An 18322-nucleotide genomic window follows, 5' to 3' on the forward strand; every position below is an offset into this window, starting at 1 on the left:
TTAACGGGACGGCCGCGGGTGAGGCGCCGGGAAGAACCGGGTGAACGACGGCGGCATCGCCTTTTCCTTGCCCTGCGGGTCGAAGAGCTCCGGCACGAGCCGGTAGCCCGAGCCCAGCGCGTTCGCCGCGGCGGTGAGCCGGTGCGGTTCGGTGGACGGCCAGCGGCCGGTGTCCACCCGGGACAGCAGGGTGCGCAGCAGGACGATCTCCTCGGCCGCGTTGAACGAGCAGTGACCGCCCCGGCCGACGTAGGTCTGCCGCAGCAGAGCGGGATCGCCGTCGCGCCGGACCTGGTCGCCGTACCACCGGGCCTGGCCCGCCACGGCGCCGCCGTCACCGGTGGTGTGCGTGGTCAGCACGGGTGAAGGCGTGGTGCCGCGCGCCACGGTGAAGCGCTGCATGTAGGCCTGGGCCTTCGGATCCGCCGAAATCCGCGGAGCCGCGGCGAGCCGGTCGAGGTCGGCGTCCAGATCCACTCCGCCCGTCCGGTATGCCTGCCGCACCAGGTCGAGACCGGCGGACCGGACGAGCTGACGCCGGTAGTCGATCCCGGTGTTCGACGACGGGTTCCCGCCTGCCCGGCGCTCGATTTCGGGACGCGCGCCCGGTCCGTAGCCGTACAGATAGGCGCCGGTGACCCACATCGCCTGCTGGGCGAGACGGTCGGCGGACGCCGTCGGCTCCGGCTCGTGCGCGAGCGCCCAGCCCGGGACGGTGCCCAGCGCACCGGCCAGTGCGATCCGCGCCCGGCCCGCGTCGGTCTTCTGCGCTTCGGCCACGACGGCTTCGAGTGCCGGTTGCGCGCCCTGCGGATCACGCGGCCGGACCAGGTCGATGTCCGCGTCCGGCGCCAGCAGCGTCTTGAGTGCGAAGAGCATGTCCAGCGCGCTGTTCCACGTGCCGTGCGCGTCGTACTCGCCGCACTGCGCCAGGACACCGTCGAACCGGCCCGGGTTGTTCTCGGCCAGCTTCAGGGAGATCACGGCGCCCATGGACATTCCGCTCGTGATGGTCCGCCGCGGCTTGCCCACGTTGGCCTCGAACCAATCGAGCAGCGCGATCTGATCGGTCAGGGCCTCCTCGATCGCGTGCCCGAAGGTGCCCTTGTAGTTCGACGCGGCCAGCGCGTAACCCTGGTCCAGCAGCCAAGACTCGGTCTCGGGTCTGGTGGCCAGCATGATCTGCTTCGGCGCCCACGGGTCCACGTAGAGCCCGTGGCTGTAGAGCACCAGCGTGCCGTTCCAGCGTTTCGGCACTTTGACCAGATAGTCGGCGCCGTCGATGGTGCCCTCGTGGATCCGGTGGCGCTCTCCGGCGGCCGCGGGCGTGGCGGTGAACAGCGCGCCGAGGAGAACTGCGACGAGCACGGTGACGAGCGTCCTGCGTGAAGTGGTCATGCGGGACAAAATAGGTGACCAAATGGTCACATGTCAAGGCGTTCGCAAGCGCCCTCCCTTTCGCATTCAGAGGACTAAACGCGAGAGAGGTGGGGACTCAGGGACGGCGGGTGCGGGTCTCGGCACGCAGGCGCCGGACGTCGAAGAACGCCACGACGACGGAGACCACGGCGGCCACCAGGCCGAGATAGCGGCCGAGGCCGGTCCCGATCTCGATTCCGGCGGCGGAAAGGATCCCGCGCTGGTCGGCGTCGAACTGCCAGTCGAGGGTGGTCCAGCCGAGCACCATCAGCAGCAGCGCGCCGATGGCCGCCATCAGCCACAGATGCGGCAGGCCCGCCCGGCGGACGGCGTCGACACGGCCGAACAGCACGACCGCGAGACCGGGAAGGAACAGGAGGAACACCGGCGCCCAAGCGAGGAAACCCGAACGCCACGCGTCGCGCGTGACGTCGGTGGCGGGCAACGTGCTCAGCACGTCTTCGATTTCCGGGCGCGAGGCGGTCAACGTCGTCCACGGAAGGAACAAGGCCACCAGCGCGAGCAGCCCGGCCGCGAGGCCGAGCCACTCACGCCAGGTGACCTTCTTCAGAGCGAGATCAGGCACCGACTCGCTCGACGATCAGTTCGCGCACGCGCTTGGCGTCGGCCTGGCCCTTGGTGGCCTTCATGACCGCGCCGACGATCGCCCCGGCCGCGGCCACCTTGCCGCCGCGGATCTTCTCGGCGACGTCGGGCTGCGCGGCCAGCGCCTCGTCGACCGCCACGATGAGCGCGGAGTCGTCGGAGACGACCTTCAGACCGCGCTTCTCGACGACCTCGGACGGCGAACCCTCGCCGGCGAGCACGCCCTGCACGACCTCCTTGGCCAGCTTGTTGGTCAGCTCACCGGCGTTGACCAGCGCGATGACCTCGGCCAGCTGCGCCGGGGTGATCGCCAGCTCGGCCAGCTCGATCTCGCGGGAGTTGGCCTCCTGCGCCAGCGTGTTGACCCACCAGCTGCGGGCCTCGTCCGGCGTCGCCCCCGCCTCGACGGTCGCGGCGACCAGGTCGACCGCGCCGACGTTGAGCAGGTCGCGCAGCGCCTCGTCGGTCAGGTTCCACTCCCGCTGGATGCGCTTGCGGCGCTCCGACGGCATCTCGGGCAGCGTCTTGCGCAGCTCCTCGACCCATTCGCGCGACGGCGCGATCGGGACCAGGTCGGGCTCCGGGAAGTACCGGTAGTCCTCGGCGGTCTCCTTGGTGCGGCCCGACGACGTGGTGCCGTCGGCCTCCTGGAAGTGCCGCGTCTCCTGCTTGATGGAACCGCCCTCGGCGAGGATCGCCGCCTGGCGGGTCATCTCGTAGCGCACGGCGCGCTCGACGCTGCGCAGCGAGTTGACGTTCTTGGTCTCGGTGCGCGTGCCGAACTCGGTCGCGTCCTTGGCCATCAGCGAAACGTTCGCGTCGCAGCGCAGGGAACCCTGGTCCATGCGGACGTCGGAAACGTCCAGCGCGCGCAGCAGATCCCGCAGGGCGCTCACGTACGCGCGGGCGACCTCGGGGGCACGGCCGCCGGTGTGCTCGATCGGCTTGGTGACGATCTCGATCAGCGGCACGCCGGCCCGGTTGTAGTCGAGCAGCGAGTGCTCGGCGCCGTGGATCCGCCCGGTGGCACCGCCGACGTGCAGCGACTTGCCGGTGTCCTCCTCCATGTGCGCGCGCTCGATCTCGACCCGCACGACCTCGCCGTCGTCCAGCGTCACGTCGAGGTAGCCGTTGAAGGCGATCGGCTCGTCGTACTGCGACGTCTGGAAGTTCTTCGGCATGTCCGGGTAGAAGTAGTTCTTCCGGGCGAAGCGGCACCATTCGGCGATCTCGCAGTTGAGCGCGAGGCCGATGCGGATCGCGCCCTCGACCGCCTTGCCGTTCACGACCGGCAGCGAACCGGGCAGGCCGAGACAGGTCGGGCACACCTTGGTGTTCGGCTCGCCGCCGAACTCGTTGGCGCAGCCGCAGAACATCTTGGTGTTGGTGTTCAGCTCGACGTGCACCTCGAGGCCCAGCACCGGGTCGAACCGCTCGATGACGTCGGCGTAGTCCATCAACTCAACCACGGCGGTCACTTCTTTCCTCCCAGCTCCGGAACCTCGTGCACCAGCGAGCCACCGTTGGCGGCGTCGCGCGCGACCTCGTAGGCGGCGCCGACGCGGTACAGCCGGTCGTCGGCCATCGCCGGGGCCATGATCTGCAGGCCGACCGGCAGGCCGTCCTCATGCGACAGTCCACTCGGGACACTCATCGCGGCGTTGCCGGCGAGGTTCGACGGGATGGTGCAGAGGTCCGCCAGGTACATCGCCATCGGGTCGTCGACGCGCTCGCCGATCTTGAACGCCGTGGTCGGCGTGGTCGGCGAGACCAGCACGTCCACCTTTTCGTACGCGGCTTCGAAATCGCGCGTGATGAGCGTGCGGACCTTCTGCGCCGAGCCGTAGTACGCGTCGTAGTAACCCGAGGAAAGCGCGTAGGTGCCGAGCATGATGCGGCGCTTGACCTCCGGACCGAACCCCTTCTCGCGGGTCAGCGACATGACCTCTTCGGCGCTGTGCGCGCCGTCGTCGGACACGCGCAGGCCGTAGCGCATGGCGTCGAACCGGGCGAGGTTCGACGAGCACTCGCTCGGCGCGATCAGGTAGTACGCGGGCAGCGCGTAGGTGAAGTTCGGGCACGAGACCTCGACGACCTCGGCGCCGAGCGCGCGCAGCTGCTCGACGGCGGCCTCGAACGACCGCAACACGCCCGGCTGGTAGCCGTCGCCGGCGAATTCCTTCACCACGCCGACGCGGACGCCCTTGAGGTCACCGGTCAGGCCCTGGCGGGCCGCGGCGACCACCGGCGGGACCGGCGCGTCGATCGAGGTCGAGTCCATCGGGTCGTACCCGGCGATGACCTCGTGCAGCAAGGCGGCGTCGAGCACCGTCCGCGCGCAGGGACCGGCCTGGTCGAGTGAGGAGGAGAAGGCGACGAGACCGTAGCGGGAGACGCCGCCGTACGTCGGCTTCACGCCGACGGTGCCGGTGACCGCGCCGGGCTGGCGGATCGAGCCGCCGGTGTCGGTGCCGATCGCGATCGCGGCCTCGAACGCCGCGATCGACGCCGAGGAGCCACCGCCGGAACCGCCCGGGATGCGGGCGTGGTCCCACGGGTTGTGGGTCGGGCCGAACGCGGAGTTCTCCGTGGAGGAGCCCATCGCGAACTCGTCCATGTTGGTCTTGCCGAGCACCACGACACCGGCCTCGCGCAGCTTGCGCGTCACGGTGGCGTCGTACGGCGGGAGCCAGTTCTCCAGGGTCTTCGAACCGACCGTGGTCGGGATGCCCTTGGTGGTCAGCACGTCCTTGAGCGCCAGCGGGACACCGGCGAGGGCCGACTTCGGCGCCTTGCCCTCGGCGACGTCGGCGTCCACCGCGCGGGCGGCTTCGAGCGCGCCCTCGGTGTCGACGTGCAGGAACGCGTGGATGTGGTCGTCGACCTCGGCGATCCGGTCCAGGTGGGCCTGGGTGACCTCGACGGCCGAGACCTCACGGGACTGGATCTTCTCCGCCAGCTCGGCGGCGGTGAGCTTGATGAGTTCGGTCACTGTTCTTCTCCCAGAATCCGCGGCACCCGGAAACGACCCTCTTCGCTGGCCGGCGCACCGGCCAGCGCCTGCTGCTGGGTCAGCCCCGGTCGGACCGTGTCCTCACGGAACACGTTGGTCAGCGGCACGGCGTGCGACGTGGGCGGGACGTCCTCGCCTGCGACCTCGCTCACCTTGGCCACCGAGTCCAGGATCTGGTCGAGCTGGCCTGCGAAGACGTCCAGCTCCTCTTCGGTGACGGCAAGCCTGGCCAGCTTGGCGAGGTGTGCGACCTCGTCGCGGGAAATGTTGGGCACGCGGGTGACTCCCGGGGTGTGCTGTGCGGGTTCTGTCGGAAGCTGCAAGTCTATGGTGGCGGCGTCGGCGGACTCGACTGGGTTATGCCGCGGCCTGCGCTCCCATGTCGGGTAAGGAGTGCCTGGTTCGTTATCCCGCGCCCCGGACGTCGGGTCCCATTACCTCGTCCGGTCTGTCACAATCGGCGCCCGGCGTAGCGCGTTCCACGGCGAGGCTGGGACGCCTGAGGCGAGAGGGGCGCGTGTGTCGTTCCTGATCCGGGTCCAATTACCGGACACCCCGGGGACCCTCGGCGCGGTCGCCACCGCGCTCGGCACCGTCGGCGCCGACATCCTGAGCGTGGACGTCGTCGAACGGGGCGGCGGTGTCGCCATCGACGACCTCGTCGTCGAAATCCCCTCCGGCAGGCTGCCGGACGCGCTGATCACCGCCGCCGAAAGCGTCGACGGGGTCGAGGTCGACGCCGTCCGGCCGTACGCCGGGGTGCTGGACACCCATCGTGAGCTCGAACTGGTCGAGGAGATCGCTGCGAAGCCCGCTTCGGGGCTGGAGATCCTCGCCGAAGGTGTGCCGAGGATCATCCGGGCGGGCTGGGCCGTCGTCGTCGAGCACGCCGAGGCCGGCGCGATCCGGCTGGCGTCGTCCAATGCCGCTCCCGAAACGCCGATCACCGATCTGCCGTGGCTGCCGCTGGAACGCGCCACCATCCTCGACGCCGAAGAGGCGTGGGTGCCGGAGACGTGGAAGGAACTGGGGACCGAGCTCGCGGCGACGCCGCTGGGGAAGCCGGGCAAGGCGCTGCTGGTCGCGCGGCCGGGCGGGCCGAACTTCCGGGCCGCCGAGGTGGCGCGGTTGGCGCATTTCGCCGGGATCGTCGCCGTCGTTCTGGACAGCTGACCTCATGCATTTCGTCCTCTGAATGCGGTGGTTGCACGCGCAAGTACCGCATTCAGAGGACTAAATGCGGGGTTAGGCGAGCTCCAGGCGGTACGCGATCAGGGTCACCCCGGGATGCGGCTCCCAGTCCCGCTCGGGCAGCCGCACGAAGCCGAGCCGCTCGTAGAGCCGGTGGGCCCGCGTCATCGTCTCCAGGCTGCACAGGACCACCCGGGCCGCGCCGAGTTCCCGCGCCCGCGCGATGACCGCCCTGGTCAGCGCCTCGCCGATACCGCGCCCGGTCGCCGAGGGCAGCACCCCGAGCATGCGGAACTCCAGTTCACCCTCGCGGGACAGCTCGGCGAAGGGCGTCCCCGGGTGCGCGATGGTGACGGTGCCGACGAGCGTGCCGTCCCCCTCCACCGCGACCAGCAGTTCCGCCAGCTCCGCCCGCCGGGCGGCGTCGAGCAACTCGGTCGCGTAGCCCACGCCGTCGACTAGGTTCCGCTCCGCCGAGTACGCGGCCAGCGTGAGCTCCCCGACGGCCGTCAGCTCCTCCGGCCGCGCGGGCCGGATCTCCAGGTCACTCACCGCTCTCCTCCTCGCCGGTCGGCAGCGCGAGCTCGGCGGCGGCCTCGGGCCCGTCTTCCAGCAGCACACGGAAGCCGTTCTCGTCGAGCACCGGCACCTTCAGCTGGACGGCCTTGTCGTACTTCGAGCCCGGCGCGTCGCCGACGACGACGAACGCCGTCTTCTTCGACACTGAACCGGCCGCCTTCCCGCCGCGGGCCATGATGAACTCCTTGGCCTCGTCGCGGGAGTAGTCGTTCAGCGAGCCGGTGACGACGATGGACAGGCCTTCGAGGTTGCGCGGGACGGACTCGTCGCGCTCCTCCTCCATCCGCACGCCCGCCGCACGCCATTTCTCGACGATCTCGCGGTGCCAATCGACCTCGAACCATTCCTTCGCGGCCCGCACGATGGTCGGGCCGACACCGTCGACGGCGGCGAGCTCCTCTTCGGAGGCGTTCTCGATCCGTTCCAGTGAACCGAATTCCCGCGCCAGCGCCTGCGCGGCCGTCGGGCCGACATGCCGGATCGACAGCCCGACGATCACCCTCCACAGTGGACGATCCTTGACGGTTTCCAGGTTCTCCAGCAGTTTGCGCCCGTTGGCCGAGAGCTCCCCCGCCTTGGTGCGGAACAGCTCGACCTGGAGCAGCTTCTCCTCGTCCAGGTCGAAGATGTCGCCCTCGTCGTGCACGACACCGGCGTCCAGCAGCGCCACCGCGGCCTCGTACCCGACCACCTCGATGTCGAAGACGTTCCGGCTCGCCAGGTGGAACAGCCGCTCCCTCCGCTGCGCCGGGCAGAACTGCGCGTTGGGGCAACGGATGTCGATGTCGCCCTCCTTCTGGTACGCCAGTTCGGTGTCGCAGTTGGGGCAGCGCAACGGCATGACGAACTCGCGCTCTTCACCGGTGCGCGCGTCGGCGACCGGGCCGAGCACCTCGGGGATGACGTCGCCCGCCTTGCGGATGACGACCTTGTCCCCGATCAGCACGCCCTTGCGCTTGACCTCCTCCTGGTTGTGCAGGGTCGCCATCGCGACCGTGGATCCGGCCACCTTCACCGGCTCCATCACCGCGAACGGGGTGACCCGCCCGGTGCGGCCGACGTTGACCTGGATGTCCAGGAGCGTGGTGATCGCCTCTTCCGGCGGGTACTTGTAGGCGATCGCCCAGCGCGGCGCGCGCGACGTCGTGCCGAGACGGCGCTGCAGCGCGACCTCGTCGACCTTGATGACGACGCCGTCGATCTCGTGTTCGGCGTCGTGCCTGTGCTCTCCCCAGTACTGGATGTGCTCCAGCAGCTCCTTGCCGGAGGTCAGCACCTTGCTGTGCGGCGAGACCGGCAGGCCCCACGCGGCGAGCGCGTCGTACGCCTCGGACTGGCGTTTCGGCTCGAAACCCTCGCGTTTGCCGAGGCCGTGGCAGATCAGCCGCAGGTTGCGCGACTTCGTGATCTTGGGATCCTTCTGCCGCAACGATCCGGCGGCCGTGTTGCGCGGGTTCGCGTACGGATCCTTGCCCGCCTCGACCATTTTCGCGTTCAGCGCCAGGAAATCCTCGACGCGGAAGAACACCTCGCCGCGGACCTCGACCAGGGCGGGCACGGGGAACTCGTCCGTCGCCGTCAGCCGCTCCGGCACCTGTTCCAGCGTGCGGACGTTGAGCGTGACGTCCTCGCCGGTGCGGCCGTCACCCCTGGTCAGCGCGCGGGTCAGGCGGCCGTTCTCGTACAGCAGGTTGATCGCGAGCCCGTCGATCTTCAGTTCGGCGAGGTACTTCGTCGCGCCGATCTCCTTCTGGACCCGCTCGACCCAGGCCTCGAACTCCTCGGTGTCGAAGACGTTGTCGAGGCTGAGCATGCGCTCGAGGTGGTCGTGCGCGACGAACTCGGTGGAGAACGTGCCGCCGACGTTCTGCGTCGGCGACTCCGGCGTCACCAGCCCCGGATACTCGTCCTCGATGGCCTGGAGTTCGTTGAGCAGCTCGTCGAACTGACCGTCGGACACGATCGGTGAATCCAGCACGTAGTACCGGAACTGGTGGCCGCGGATCTCCTCCGCCAGCTCGGCATGCCGTTCACGGACGTCGGCAGGCACGTCGGTGACGTCCTGCGCCGGCTCGATGTTTTCGGGAAGTTCGCTGCTCACGGGGGTAACCCTAGTCGGGGGTACCGACATTTCCGGGCTCCGGTGAACCGAGTCCGCCGACCACTTCGCGTAGTTCGAGCAGGGTCAGCTGTCCGTCCTGGGCCTCGGTCACCAGCTCGACCTTGCCGAGGCGTTCGGCCGCGACACGCTCACCCAGCGTGGCGTCCAGCGGCAGGAAGGTCATGGTCGTCCGGGTCTCCGGCGCCAGCTCTTCGATCAGCGGATGGAACACGGTCACGTCCACCCGTCCGGCTGATTCGTCCACCTTCGCGGTCACCCGGACGTCGGCGAGCGCGATGCGGGTCTCGCCGAGGTTGACGGTGACTTCACTCGGATCGGGGACGGGCGGCACGGAGTCGTGGTACTCCCAGATCGCGTCCTCCGGCGGCGCCGCGGCCTTCCACGCGTCGGTGTACGGGCGCAGTTCCGGATCCTCCTGGCCGGTCAGCACCAGCGAGTAGATCGCCCGGTGCCCACGATCGAGGGAGAAGTGCAGCCGGGGATGCAGTGCCTCGACGATGGTGCAGAGGTCGTGTTCCACCCGATGCGGTTCACGGTCGCCGAGGGCGGCGCTGACCTCCGGCAGGAGCGCGAACCACGCCTCCCAGAACTTCGCCGCCGCGGCGGCCGCGTCCTCGGGGACCGGCTGCTCCGGCCAGGCGGTACGGGGGTCGGGAACGTCCTCGGATTTACGGGAACGGCGGAACAAACGCATGACGGGCACGCTACCGCGCCGCTCACCAGCCCTCAGGCGGTTCGGTGAAAGCCTTGCCGGACTCACGGCTGAGCGTGAGCGCGCGGCGCATCCACTCGGGAGTGGCACCCGCGAGCCCGCACGCCGACGTCGGCACGACCTGGTCCGCGAGGATTTCGCGGCGGAAGCCGAGCCGGTCGACGAGCTTGAGGACGGGCGAGACCACGTCACGCAGTTCCACCGGCACGCCGGGGTCGGTGGTGGGGACGAGGCCGAGCATCAGCGTCGTGCCGGAGTCCAGCGTCTCGCCGATTTCGTCGAGCAGCGCGGGCGAAGCGCCCTTCAGCAAGGCGAAGTCGAACGCGATCGCCTTCGCCCCCGCCGCGCGCAGCAACGAGATCGGCGGTTTTTCGGCGCAGCAGTGCACCGCGACCGGCTGACCGGTGATGCGCTCCGCGCCCGAAATCACCGTCGAAAGCAGCTCGCGGGCTTCCGGCGCGGGCACGGCGGGAACGGTGCCGTAGCCGGACGCCGTCGGGAGATCACCGGCGAGGACCGCGGGCAGCGACGGCTCGTCGAACTGGATCACGACGGGCGCGCCGATACGCGATTTCAATTCCTCGACGTGCCCGGCCAAGCCATCGAGCAGCGAAGCGGCGAAGTCACGCAGCGCGCCCCTGTCGGTGAGGACCCGGTGTCCGCGCGGGAGTTCGACGTTCGCGGCCAGCGTCCACGGGCCGGCGACCTGGATCTTGAAGGCTGGCGGCGCGGCACCCGCCTTCTCCCGCGCCTCCTGGACGGCGTCGAGGTCCCAGTTCATCAGATCGAGGGCCCGGCGGTGATCGTGCCCGGGACGGGCGGTGACGCGGTAGCCGCTCGGCACCACCTCGACGGCGAGGTCGACCAGCAACGCCGCCGTCCGGCCGATCATGTCGGCGCCGACGCCGCGAGCGGGAAGTTCGGGCATACAGGGGAATTCGGGCAGTTCACCGAACACGATCGAAGCGGCCTCGACCGGATCGGTACCGGGCAGGGAACCGATCGCGGTGGCCGCGCCAGGGGGCCAGGGTCGTTCGTTCACACCCGGATTCTCCCCTTGGTCCGAGTGTGCGGGGCGGCGGGGCACGGGAGGACACGGACATTCGACGCAATTGCCGTCGTCGAGCCCCAGACGGCGCCGCGCGCATTACGCTGACCTGCCATGACGAGCTCTCCACAGCCCGCCGGCTGGTATCCCGACCAGCAGAACCCCCGCGTGTACCGGTGGTGGGACGGGCAGGCCTGGACCGCGAACACGCGGCCGTCGCACGACGCCGAGATGATCGAGCTGGATATCGAAGGCGCGCACGACCCGAACAAGATCCGGGCGCAGGCGGCACGGGGGACCCAAGGCCGGGCCACCGGCGTGGTCGGCGGCGGAACGCTGTTCTCCGAACCCGTGCTGGTGGTCAACCAGCGCGCGAAACTCATCGAGATGTCGAACGAGTTCGGCGTGTTCGACCAGAACGGCAACCGCCTCGGCGGCGTCGTCCAGGTCGGGCAGAGCACGTTGAAGAAGGCCATCCGGCTGCTCACGAACTACGACCAGTTCCTGACCCACCGCTTCGAAATCCGCGACGCGAACCACAGCACCGTGCTGAAGGTGACGCGGCCCGCGAAGGTGTTCAAATCCCGGTTCCTGGTGACGAAGGCCGACGACTCCCCCATCGGGGAGATCGTGCAGGAGAACGTCTTCGGCAAGATCCGGCTGGGTTTCGTGGTGAACGGCCAGAAGGTGGGCGGGATCTTCGCGGAGAACTGGCGGGCGTGGAACTTCGTGATCAAGGACCACGCCGACGTCGAGATCGCGCGGATCACCAAGACCTGGGGCGGTTTCGTGAAGGCCGCGTTCACCACCGCCGACAACTACGTCGTCGAGATCCACCGGCCGCTGCGGGATCCGCTGGCGTCGATGGTGGTCGCTTCGGCGCTGACGATCGACACCGCGCTGAAGCAGGACGATCGCTGAATCCGTAGTGACCGGGGTCTCACCCCGCTCAAGTGGACACTCGGCTTCCGGCGGCACAAAGTGGTGGGACTGGGCGGCACACCGGAGTGCGTCCGGGACGGAGGTCACCATGGAGCCGTTGCCGGAAGACGGCGAACGGGACTGGGCGGAGCCAGGCGTCTACACGGTTTCGCCGGGGGTCCACCGGATCCCGCTGCCCCTGCCGCAGGACGCGCTGCGCGCGGTCAACGTCTACGTCGTCACCGATGGCACCCGCCTGGTCCTCGTGGACTCGGGCTGGGCGCTGGAGTCGGCGCGCGAACGGCTTTCGCGCGGGTTGAAGGCGCTCGGCGCGGATCTCGGCGACATCGACGAGTTCCTGATCACCCACGTGCATCGCGATCACTACACGCTGGCCGTGGAACTGCGCCGCGAATTCGGCGGAAGACTCGGGCTCGGGAAACGGGAAGAGCCGTCGCTGGTGCGCTCCGGCGATCCGGACCGCTTCCCGATGGAGGCGCAGGTCGGCCTGCTCCAGCGGTGTGGCGCGGACCCCGTCGTCGAGGAACTCGCCAAGGCCTTCGGCGGCGTCCGGCACACCGAGGCGCATCTGTGGGAGCAGCCCGACGAGTGGCTCGTCCCCGGGAAACGCGCGATCGTGCCCGGCCGCGAGTTCGACGTCGTGCACACGCCGGGCCACACGGATGGGCACGTCGTCTTCGTCGACGACGAGGCGGGGCTGGTGTTCTCCGGCGACCACGTGTTGCCGCACATCACGCCGTCCATCGGCTTCCAGCCGGTGCCCACCGAACTGCCGCTGAGCGACTACCTCGACTCTCTGCGCCTGGTGCGCGAGATGCCGGACCGGCGCATGCTCCCGGCGCACGGCCCCGTCACCGACAGCGTCCACGCCCGCGTGGACGAACTGCTGGAGCACCACCGCGACCGGCTCGAAGTCATGGGCGCCGAGATCACCGCGGACGTCACGACGGCGTACGAGGTCGCGCTGCGGCTGGGCTGGACGCGCAAGCGGCGCAAGCTGCCCGACATGGACCCGTTCAACCAGATGCTCGCCGTGCTCGAGACCGGTTCGCATCTGGATCTGCTGGTGGCCCAAGGGAAACTCACCTCGACCGAAACCGACGGGGTGCGACACTACGCGTCATGATCATCCGTCAAGCGCGCCGGGAAGACGTCGCGGCGATCGTCGGGATGCTCGCCGACGACCAGATCGGCAGCACCCGTGATTCGGCCGACGACCTCACGCCGTACCTGAAGGCTTTCGAGCAGATCGACGCCGATCCGGCGCAACTGCTGATCGTCGCCGACGACGGCGGGGAGGCCGTCGGCACGCTCCAGCTGTCGATCATTCCCGGCCTGGCCAGGAAAGGCGCGCTGCGCGGGCAGATCGAGGCCGTCCGGGTGCGGTCGAGCCATCGCGGCTCCGGCCTCGGCGGCGAGCTGCTGAGGTGGGCCATCGACGAATCGCGGCGGCGGGGCTGCGCCCTCGTGCAACTGACGTCGGACGTGAAACGCGAGGACGCGCACCGGTTCTACGAACGCCTCGGTTTCGAGGCGACGCACACCGGCTTCAAGCTGAAGTTCTAGCCCCCGCCCCGCATTTAGTCCTCTGGATGCGGTAGTTGCACGCGCAAGGACCGCATCCAGAGGACTAAATGCGGGCGGTCAGCGGGTTCCGGAGATCTTCGCGCTGCCGAGCACGAGGTCGCCTTCGGCGGCATCGGGGCGGTACAGCACGACGACCTGCCCCGGAGCGACGCCGCGCAGCGGCTCGCGCAGCTGAATGGTGACCGAGTCGCCGGAAACCTCCGCGACGGCCTCGACGATCCCGCCGTGCGCGCGCACCTGGACGACGCATTCCGTGGGCCCGTCCAGCGGCCGCTCGCTCGGCCAGATCGGGCGGTCCGCCTCGATCACGTCCACGCCGAGATCCCGCGCGGAACCGACCTTCACGGTGCCCGAAACCGGCTCCAGCGAAAGCACGTAGCGCGGTCGCCCGTCCGGCGCCGGCGCCTCGATGCCGAGGCCCTTGCGCTGGCCGACGGTGAAACCGTGCACACCGGTGTGCTCACCGAGCACGGCGCCGGTCTCCGCGTCGACGAGCTGCCCCGGACGCTGCCCGAGCCGCTTCTCCAGGAAGCTCTTCGTGTCGCCGTCGGGAATGAAGCAGATGTCGTGGCTGTCCGGCTTCTTCGCCACCGACAGGCCACGGCTCGCGGCCTCGGCGCGGACGTCGGTCTTCCACGAATCACCCAGCGGGAACAGCGAATGCCGCAGCTGCTCCGGGGTGAGCGACGCCAGCACGTAGGACTGGTCCTTGCCGGAGTCGACGCTGCGCCGCAGCTCCGGTACACCGTCCACAAGGGACAGACGGGCGTAGTGCCCGGTGGCGACGGCGTCGAAGCCGAGCGCCATCGCCTTGTCCAGCAACGCCTCGAACTTGATCTTCTCGTTGCAGGTGACGCACGGGTTCGGCGTCCGGCCGGCGGCGTACTCGCCGACGAAGGTCTCGATGACCTCTTCGGTGAAGCGCTCGGCGAAATCCCAGATGTAGAACGGGATGCCGAGGATGTCGGCGGCTCGCCGGGCGTCGCCGGAGTCCTCGATCGTGCAGCAGCCACGGGATCCGGTGCGCAGCGTGCCGGGCTTCGCCGACAGCGCCAGGTGCACGCCGACGACCTCGTGCCCGGCGTCCACGGCGCGCGCGGCGGCCACCGCCGAGTCCACTCCCCCGCTCATCGCGGCCAGTACGCGCATCTTCCTCACACCTCTTGCTTCTGCGTCTGCTTGCGCATTCCGGCGAGTCCCGCCTGCCTCGCCCTGTCGACGACGCCCGCGATCTCCCTCGAAACCGCTTCAACGTCTTCCGGTGCCGAGGTATGCCCGAACGAGAACCGCAGCGACCCGCGCGCGGCCGCGGGTTCGGCACCCATGGCCAGCAGCACGTGGCTCGGCTGCGCGACACCCGCCGTGCACGCCGATCCGGTGGAGCATTCGATGCCCTTGGCGTCCAAGAGCATCAACAGGCTGTCCCCCGCGCACCCGGGGAAGGTGAAGTGGGCGTGCGTGGGCAGGCGCTCGCCCTCGCCACCGTTGAGCACCACGTCCGGCACCTCGCGCCGGACCGCCTCGATCAGGTCGTCGCGCAGTTCGGCGACGCGTTTCGCGTACTCCTCGCGTCCCTCGACCGTGGCCTTCACCGCCGTCGCGAACGCGATCACCGCGGGGACGTCCAGCGTGCCCGAGCGCACGCTGCGCTCCTGGCCGCCACCGTGCAGCACCGGCACGCACGCCGTGTCGCGCCCGAGCAGCAGCGCGCCGACGCCGTACGGGCCGCCGAGCTTGTGCGCGGTGAGGGTCAGCGCCGCGGCGCCGCTTTCGGCGAAGTCGACCGGCACCGCGCCGACGGCCTGGACGGCGTCGGTGTGCAGCGGGATCTCGTGCTCGGCGCAGACGGCGGCGAGTCCGGCGATCGGGTTGACCGTGCCGACCTCGTTGTTCGCCCACATCACGGTGACCAGCGCGACCGTCTCCGGGCTGTCGCCGATGGCGGTGCGCAGCGACTCCGGGGTGACCCGGCCCGTCTCGTCGACCTCGACCCAGCCGATCTCGGCGCCCGCGTGCTGCTCCAGCCACTCGACGGACTCGAGGACGGCGTGATGCTCGACGGTGCTGCACAGCACCCGGCGGCGCTGCGCGTCCTCGCCGTTGCGAGCCCAGAAGATGCCCTTGACCGCGAGATTGTCGCTCTCCGTGCCACCGGCGGTGAAGATCACCTCGGACGGCCGGGCGCCCAGCGCCTCCGCGATCACTTCGCGGGCTTCTTCGACCCGGCGGCGGGCGCGGCGTCCCGAGGAATGCAGCGCGGAGGCGTTGCCCACTGTGGACAGCGCCTCGGACATCGCCGCTACGGCTTCGGGCAACATCGGGGTGGTCGCCGCGTGGTCGAGATAGGTCATCGCATCCTTCAGGGTAGCCCGTTCCGGGGCGTGACCAAGCCCACCCTCATCAGCGGGTGGCGGCGCTCATATCCGACGGCCACCGGCCGGTCACCCGCACCCCGAGCAACGCGATGCCGGTCAGCACGACCGAAAGCACCACGATCGCCACCGAAGGCTCCTTCGCCGAAGCCAGCGAAGCGAGCAGAACGCCACCCAAACCGATGGTCAGGGCCGATCCGACCCAGTCGCCGAGCTGCAGCGCCGAGGTGTTGAACCCGCGTTCCGCCTCCGGCGAGTACCGGAGCAGCAGCACCGAGATCGCGGGCATCGCGATGCCCATCCCGGAGCCGCCGACCGCCGACGCCACGAACGCCATCCAGCCGGGGAACGAGGGCAGCGGGACGAAGACGAAGATCGCCAGACCGGCCGCGACCAGCGCGAACCCGGTCCTCAGGGACGCCTCGCGCGACCAGTCGAGCATGCGGCCCTGCAGCATCGACCCGGCCGACCAGCCCAGCGCGGTCACCGTCAGCGGCAGCCCGGCCAGCGCGGGGCTGTACCCGTGGACCTCGGTCATCGTGAGCGGCAGGTACGCCTCCATCCCGGCGTACGCGCCCGCGATCAACGCGCGTGAAGCGATCACTGTGGGCAACCCCGGCCGCGACGACAGCGTCCCGGCGGGCAGGAGTTTGCTAAGCGCGTACGCGAGGGCGATCAGGCCGGCCCCGCCGTAGGCCAGCGCCACGAGGGACGGATGCTGCGCCGCCCAGGTGAGCGCGGCGACGCCGAGGGCGGCGACCACCGCGGGCACGACCCCGGCGCGGCGCGCGGACTCGGCGGGCACGTGCCGGGGCAGCTTGCGCGTGACGACGACCAGCAGGGCGAGCCCGATCCCGGTCAGCGGGATCAGCCCCAGGAACACCCAGCGCCAGCCGACGCTCACGGTCACCACGCCCGCGACCGACGGCCCGATCACCGCGGGCAGCACCCACGCGGCGGCGTTGGCCGCGTAGATCACCGGACGTTCCCGGTCGGTGAAGGTGAGCGCGATCAGCAGGGACACCGAGACCAGCAGGAGCCCGGAACCGAAGCCCTGCAACGCCCTGCCGAGCAGGAGCAGCGGCATGTCGTGCGCGAACCCCGCGACCAGCAGTCCGGCGGCGAACAGCGCGGTTCCGGCGAGCAGCGCGGGCGCCGGGCCCTTGCGGTCGCCGAGGCGTCCGGAAAGGACGGTCGCGACCACGCTGGCCACCAGGAAGGTGGTGAACGGCCAGGCGTACAGCGCGAGACCGTCGAGGTCGGCCACCATCGTCGGCATCGCGGTGGCGACGCCCATGCTTTCGAACGCGATGAGCGTGACCATGAGCAGCAGCCCGATGGTGGTCACGCGATGCTCCGGTGTCCAGAGCACACCCTTCGGCTCGGCCTTGCCCCCAGTGATCGTCATACGACGAGCCTGCAACCTCCAGTTCGGTGGAGGTCAAGCGCCGACGGACTCCAGGCGCAGCTCACGCGCCAGCACGGCGGCCTCGCCGCGCGAGCTGACTTCCAGCTTCCCGAGGATCTTCCGCACGTGGAACTTCACCGTGTGCTCGGTCAGGGCCAGCTCGTCGGCGATCTGCCGGTTCCGCTTCCCGCGCGCGATCCCGGCGAGGACTTCCAGTTCGCGCGGGTTCAGCCGGTCCAGCGGCCGCAGTTCCGGCGTCTCCCGCACACCCAGCGGCAGGACGGCGGTGATCGTGGCGCCCCAGTCCGGGACGGCGTCGACCTCCCAGCGGCCGCCGAGCGGGGTGATCCGCTCGGTGAGACCGGCGGCGGGGACGGCGCGGGCGACGTCCGGGCCGTCGTCGCGCACGGTGACGCGGAGGTCCTGCCCGTCGATCCGCCAGGACGCCCGGACGCGGGTGCTGCCCCGCTCCAGCGCGGCGAGCACCAGACCTCGCGAGACCGTGCGGGCGGTGTGCGCGATGTCCTGCGGGAGCGGCCGTTCGTCGTCCGGCCCGGCGAGGTCGACGGTCACGTCGTTGTGGCGCACCAAGGGATCCAGCTGCGTGACGAGGATGCCGAACGCCTCCGTGGCCGGTTCCGCCGAGAGTTCCTGGTCGCGGTCGGCGATCGAGCGCAGTTCGACCAGCGCGGCCGCGGCGAGGTCGGTCGCGGTCTGCCGGGCGGCGGCGTCGCCGAGCCGGCGGGACCGCAGCACCGAAAGCAGCGACGTCAGGGTGGTGGCGTGGGTCTGCCCCAGATCGGTGATCGCCCGCGCCCGGGCGGTCGCCGCCGCGATGTTGCTCTCCAGGACGGCGGGTTCGGGGTCGGTGGCGCGCTGGGCGGCGTTCACGCTGACGATGTCCCACAGCTTGGCGACGAACGCGAGCGCGCTTTCGGCGGGTTCGTCCTCGGTCGGGACGAGCGCGATCATCGCGCCCTTGCCGATCACCGGCGCCGAGGTCAGGACGACGAGTTTCCGGTGCTTCCCGCCGAGCGTGTCCTCGGCCACCACGGCCTGGCCCGGCACGCCGAGCGCGGCGAGCCGCTGAAGCTCCGCGCTCGTGACCGCGCCGGTGATCTCCGGGTCGCCGTCGACCTTGACGGGCAGACGCGAGCAGTCACCGGTCTCCATCGCGGCGGCGCGATGCGGCAGGACGGTCGCGGCCGTCGCCGAGAAACGCGGCAGGAGTTCGGGGCGCGGAGCGGCGAGCATGTACTCGACCTGGCTCAGCACTTGCAGCGGATCCATGAGTCCACAGTAGGCGCGTCCCGGCTCGGGGAC

The 18322-nt window shown here is 70.2% G+C and carries 17 protein-coding genes; 4 read left to right on the forward strand and 13 right to left on the reverse strand.

The genetic code is table 11. The annotated features are described in order from the left end of the window. From AB8M46_RS02360 to gatC, 5 genes are all read right to left on the reverse strand, one after another. Complete coding sequence (locus AB8M46_RS02360; protein WP_394359421.1) at positions 1-1398, reverse strand: DUF6351 family protein; 1398 nt, start codon at positions 1396-1398, stop codon at positions 1-3. Positions 1399-1495: 97 nt separating this feature from the next. Beyond that, a complete protein-coding gene (locus AB8M46_RS02365; RefSeq protein ID WP_394359422.1) occupies positions 1496-2005 on the reverse strand; it encodes a hypothetical protein in 510 nt (169 codons plus the stop codon). Next, positions 1998-3503, reverse strand: coding sequence for an Asp-tRNA(Asn)/Glu-tRNA(Gln) amidotransferase subunit GatB (gene gatB / locus AB8M46_RS02370; protein WP_394359423.1), 1506 nt, complete (start codon positions 3501-3503; stop codon positions 1998-2000). The genes AB8M46_RS02365 and gatB overlap by 8 nt, the downstream gene beginning before the upstream one ends. Continuing rightward, the gene (gene gatA, locus AB8M46_RS02375) at positions 3500-5017 is read right to left on the reverse strand and encodes an Asp-tRNA(Asn)/Glu-tRNA(Gln) amidotransferase subunit GatA (RefSeq protein WP_037341916.1); all 1518 of its coding nucleotides are present in this window, start codon (positions 5015-5017) and stop codon (positions 3500-3502) included. Before gatA ends, gatB begins: the two co-directional genes overlap by 4 nt. Beyond that, the gene (gatC, locus tag AB8M46_RS02380; RefSeq protein ID WP_005162012.1) at positions 5014-5313 is read right to left on the reverse strand and encodes an Asp-tRNA(Asn)/Glu-tRNA(Gln) amidotransferase subunit GatC; all 300 of its coding nucleotides are present in this window, start codon (positions 5311-5313) and stop codon (positions 5014-5016) included. The genes gatA and gatC overlap by 4 nt, the downstream gene beginning before the upstream one ends. Before the next feature lie 244 nt (positions 5314-5557). On the opposite strand from gatC, the gene AB8M46_RS02385 reads away from it, so the two are divergent. Next, positions 5558-6211, forward strand: a complete 654-nt coding sequence (locus AB8M46_RS02385; protein WP_037341914.1) for an amino acid-binding protein — start codon at positions 5558-5560, stop codon at positions 6209-6211. A gap of 72 nt (positions 6212-6283) precedes the next feature. Here AB8M46_RS02385 and AB8M46_RS02390 read toward each other — a convergent pair whose 3' ends face one another. Genes AB8M46_RS02390 through AB8M46_RS02405 form a run of 4 tightly spaced genes read right to left on the reverse strand, consistent with a single transcriptional unit; the run spans position 6284 to position 10684 of the window. Further along, positions 6284-6781 (reverse strand): GNAT family N-acetyltransferase, encoded by a 498-nt coding sequence (locus tag AB8M46_RS02390; RefSeq protein WP_394359424.1) that lies wholly within the window; start codon positions 6779-6781, stop codon positions 6284-6286. Further along, complete coding sequence (gene ligA / locus AB8M46_RS02395) at positions 6774-8909, reverse strand: NAD-dependent DNA ligase LigA (RefSeq protein ID WP_037341913.1); 2136 nt, start codon at positions 8907-8909, stop codon at positions 6774-6776. Before ligA ends, AB8M46_RS02390 begins: the two co-directional genes overlap by 8 nt. Positions 8910-8919: 10 nt before the next feature. After that, positions 8920-9624, reverse strand: a complete 705-nt coding sequence (locus AB8M46_RS02400) for a hypothetical protein (RefSeq protein WP_394359425.1) — start codon at positions 9622-9624, stop codon at positions 8920-8922. A 22-nt stretch (positions 9625-9646) separates the two neighbouring features. Then, a complete protein-coding gene (locus AB8M46_RS02405) occupies positions 9647-10684 on the reverse strand; it encodes a methionine synthase (RefSeq protein WP_394359426.1) in 1038 nt (345 codons plus the stop codon). Positions 10685-10804: 120 nt separating this feature from the next. On the opposite strand from AB8M46_RS02405, the gene AB8M46_RS02410 reads away from it, so the two are divergent. The 3 genes from AB8M46_RS02410 (at position 10805) to AB8M46_RS02420 (ending at position 13198) form a co-directional block, all read left to right on the forward strand. Beyond that, positions 10805-11611 carry a phospholipid scramblase-related protein gene (locus AB8M46_RS02410; RefSeq protein ID WP_037341907.1) on the forward strand — a complete coding sequence of 269 codons (807 nt, stop codon included), beginning with the start codon at positions 10805-10807 and terminating at the stop codon, positions 11609-11611. A 109-nt stretch (positions 11612-11720) separates the two neighbouring features. Then, on the forward strand, positions 11721-12758 hold the full coding sequence (locus AB8M46_RS02415) for an MBL fold metallo-hydrolase (RefSeq protein ID WP_394359427.1): 1038 nt from the start codon (positions 11721-11723) through the stop codon (positions 12756-12758). Beyond that, positions 12755-13198 (forward strand): GNAT family N-acetyltransferase, encoded by a 444-nt coding sequence (locus AB8M46_RS02420; RefSeq protein ID WP_394359428.1) that lies wholly within the window; start codon positions 12755-12757, stop codon positions 13196-13198. The genes AB8M46_RS02415 and AB8M46_RS02420 overlap by 4 nt, the downstream gene beginning before the upstream one ends. A 78-nt stretch (positions 13199-13276) precedes the next feature. Here AB8M46_RS02420 and mnmA read toward each other — a convergent pair whose 3' ends face one another. The 4 genes from mnmA to AB8M46_RS02440 are packed head-to-tail and all read right to left on the reverse strand — an operon-like array spanning position 13277 to position 18289. Continuing rightward, the gene (gene mnmA, locus AB8M46_RS02425) at positions 13277-14368 is read right to left on the reverse strand and encodes a tRNA 2-thiouridine(34) synthase MnmA (RefSeq protein ID WP_037341899.1); all 1092 of its coding nucleotides are present in this window, start codon (positions 14366-14368) and stop codon (positions 13277-13279) included. 5 nt (positions 14369-14373) lie between these two features. Then, on the reverse strand, positions 14374-15570 hold the full coding sequence (locus AB8M46_RS02430; RefSeq protein ID WP_394359429.1) for a cysteine desulfurase family protein: 1197 nt from the start codon (positions 15568-15570) through the stop codon (positions 14374-14376). A gap of 49 nt (positions 15571-15619) precedes the next feature. Further along, positions 15620-16999 carry an MFS transporter gene (locus tag AB8M46_RS02435; RefSeq protein WP_394359430.1) on the reverse strand — a complete coding sequence of 460 codons (1380 nt, stop codon included), beginning with the start codon at positions 16997-16999 and terminating at the stop codon, positions 15620-15622. Between the two features lie 33 nt (positions 17000-17032). Then, positions 17033-18289 carry a LuxR C-terminal-related transcriptional regulator gene (locus tag AB8M46_RS02440; protein WP_394359431.1) on the reverse strand — a complete coding sequence of 419 codons (1257 nt, stop codon included), beginning with the start codon at positions 18287-18289 and terminating at the stop codon, positions 17033-17035. Positions 18290-18322: the final 33 nt, after the last annotated feature.

Origin of the sequence: Amycolatopsis sp. SB7-3 (assembly GCF_041021335.1) — a bacterium.
Lineage (GTDB): Bacteria > Actinomycetota > Actinomycetes > Mycobacteriales > Pseudonocardiaceae > Amycolatopsis > Amycolatopsis japonica.

Coding starts and splice junctions, on each gene's coding strand:
- AB8M46_RS02360 (WP_394359421.1), bottom strand. CDS start 1,398: ATGACCACTTCACGCAGGACGCTCGTCACCGTGCTCGTCGCAGTTCTC.
- AB8M46_RS02415 (WP_394359427.1), top strand. CDS start 11,721: ATGGAGCCGTTGCCGGAAGACGGCGAACGGGACTGGGCGGAGCCAGGC.
- AB8M46_RS02435 (WP_394359430.1), bottom strand. CDS start 16,999: ATGACGATCACTGGGGGCAAGGCCGAGCCGAAGGGTGTGCTCTGGACA.
- mnmA (WP_037341899.1), bottom strand. CDS start 14,368: ATGCGCGTACTGGCCGCGATGAGCGGGGGAGTGGACTCGGCGGTGGCC.
- AB8M46_RS02440 (WP_394359431.1), bottom strand. CDS start 18,289: ATGGATCCGCTGCAAGTGCTGAGCCAGGTCGAGTACATGCTCGCCGCT.
- AB8M46_RS02420 (WP_394359428.1), top strand. CDS start 12,755: ATGATCATCCGTCAAGCGCGCCGGGAAGACGTCGCGGCGATCGTCGGG.
- AB8M46_RS02410 (WP_037341907.1), top strand. CDS start 10,805: ATGACGAGCTCTCCACAGCCCGCCGGCTGGTATCCCGACCAGCAGAAC.
- AB8M46_RS02430 (WP_394359429.1), bottom strand. CDS start 15,570: ATGACCTATCTCGACCACGCGGCGACCACCCCGATGTTGCCCGAAGCC.
- AB8M46_RS02400 (WP_394359425.1), bottom strand. CDS start 9,624: ATGCGTTTGTTCCGCCGTTCCCGTAAATCCGAGGACGTTCCCGACCCC.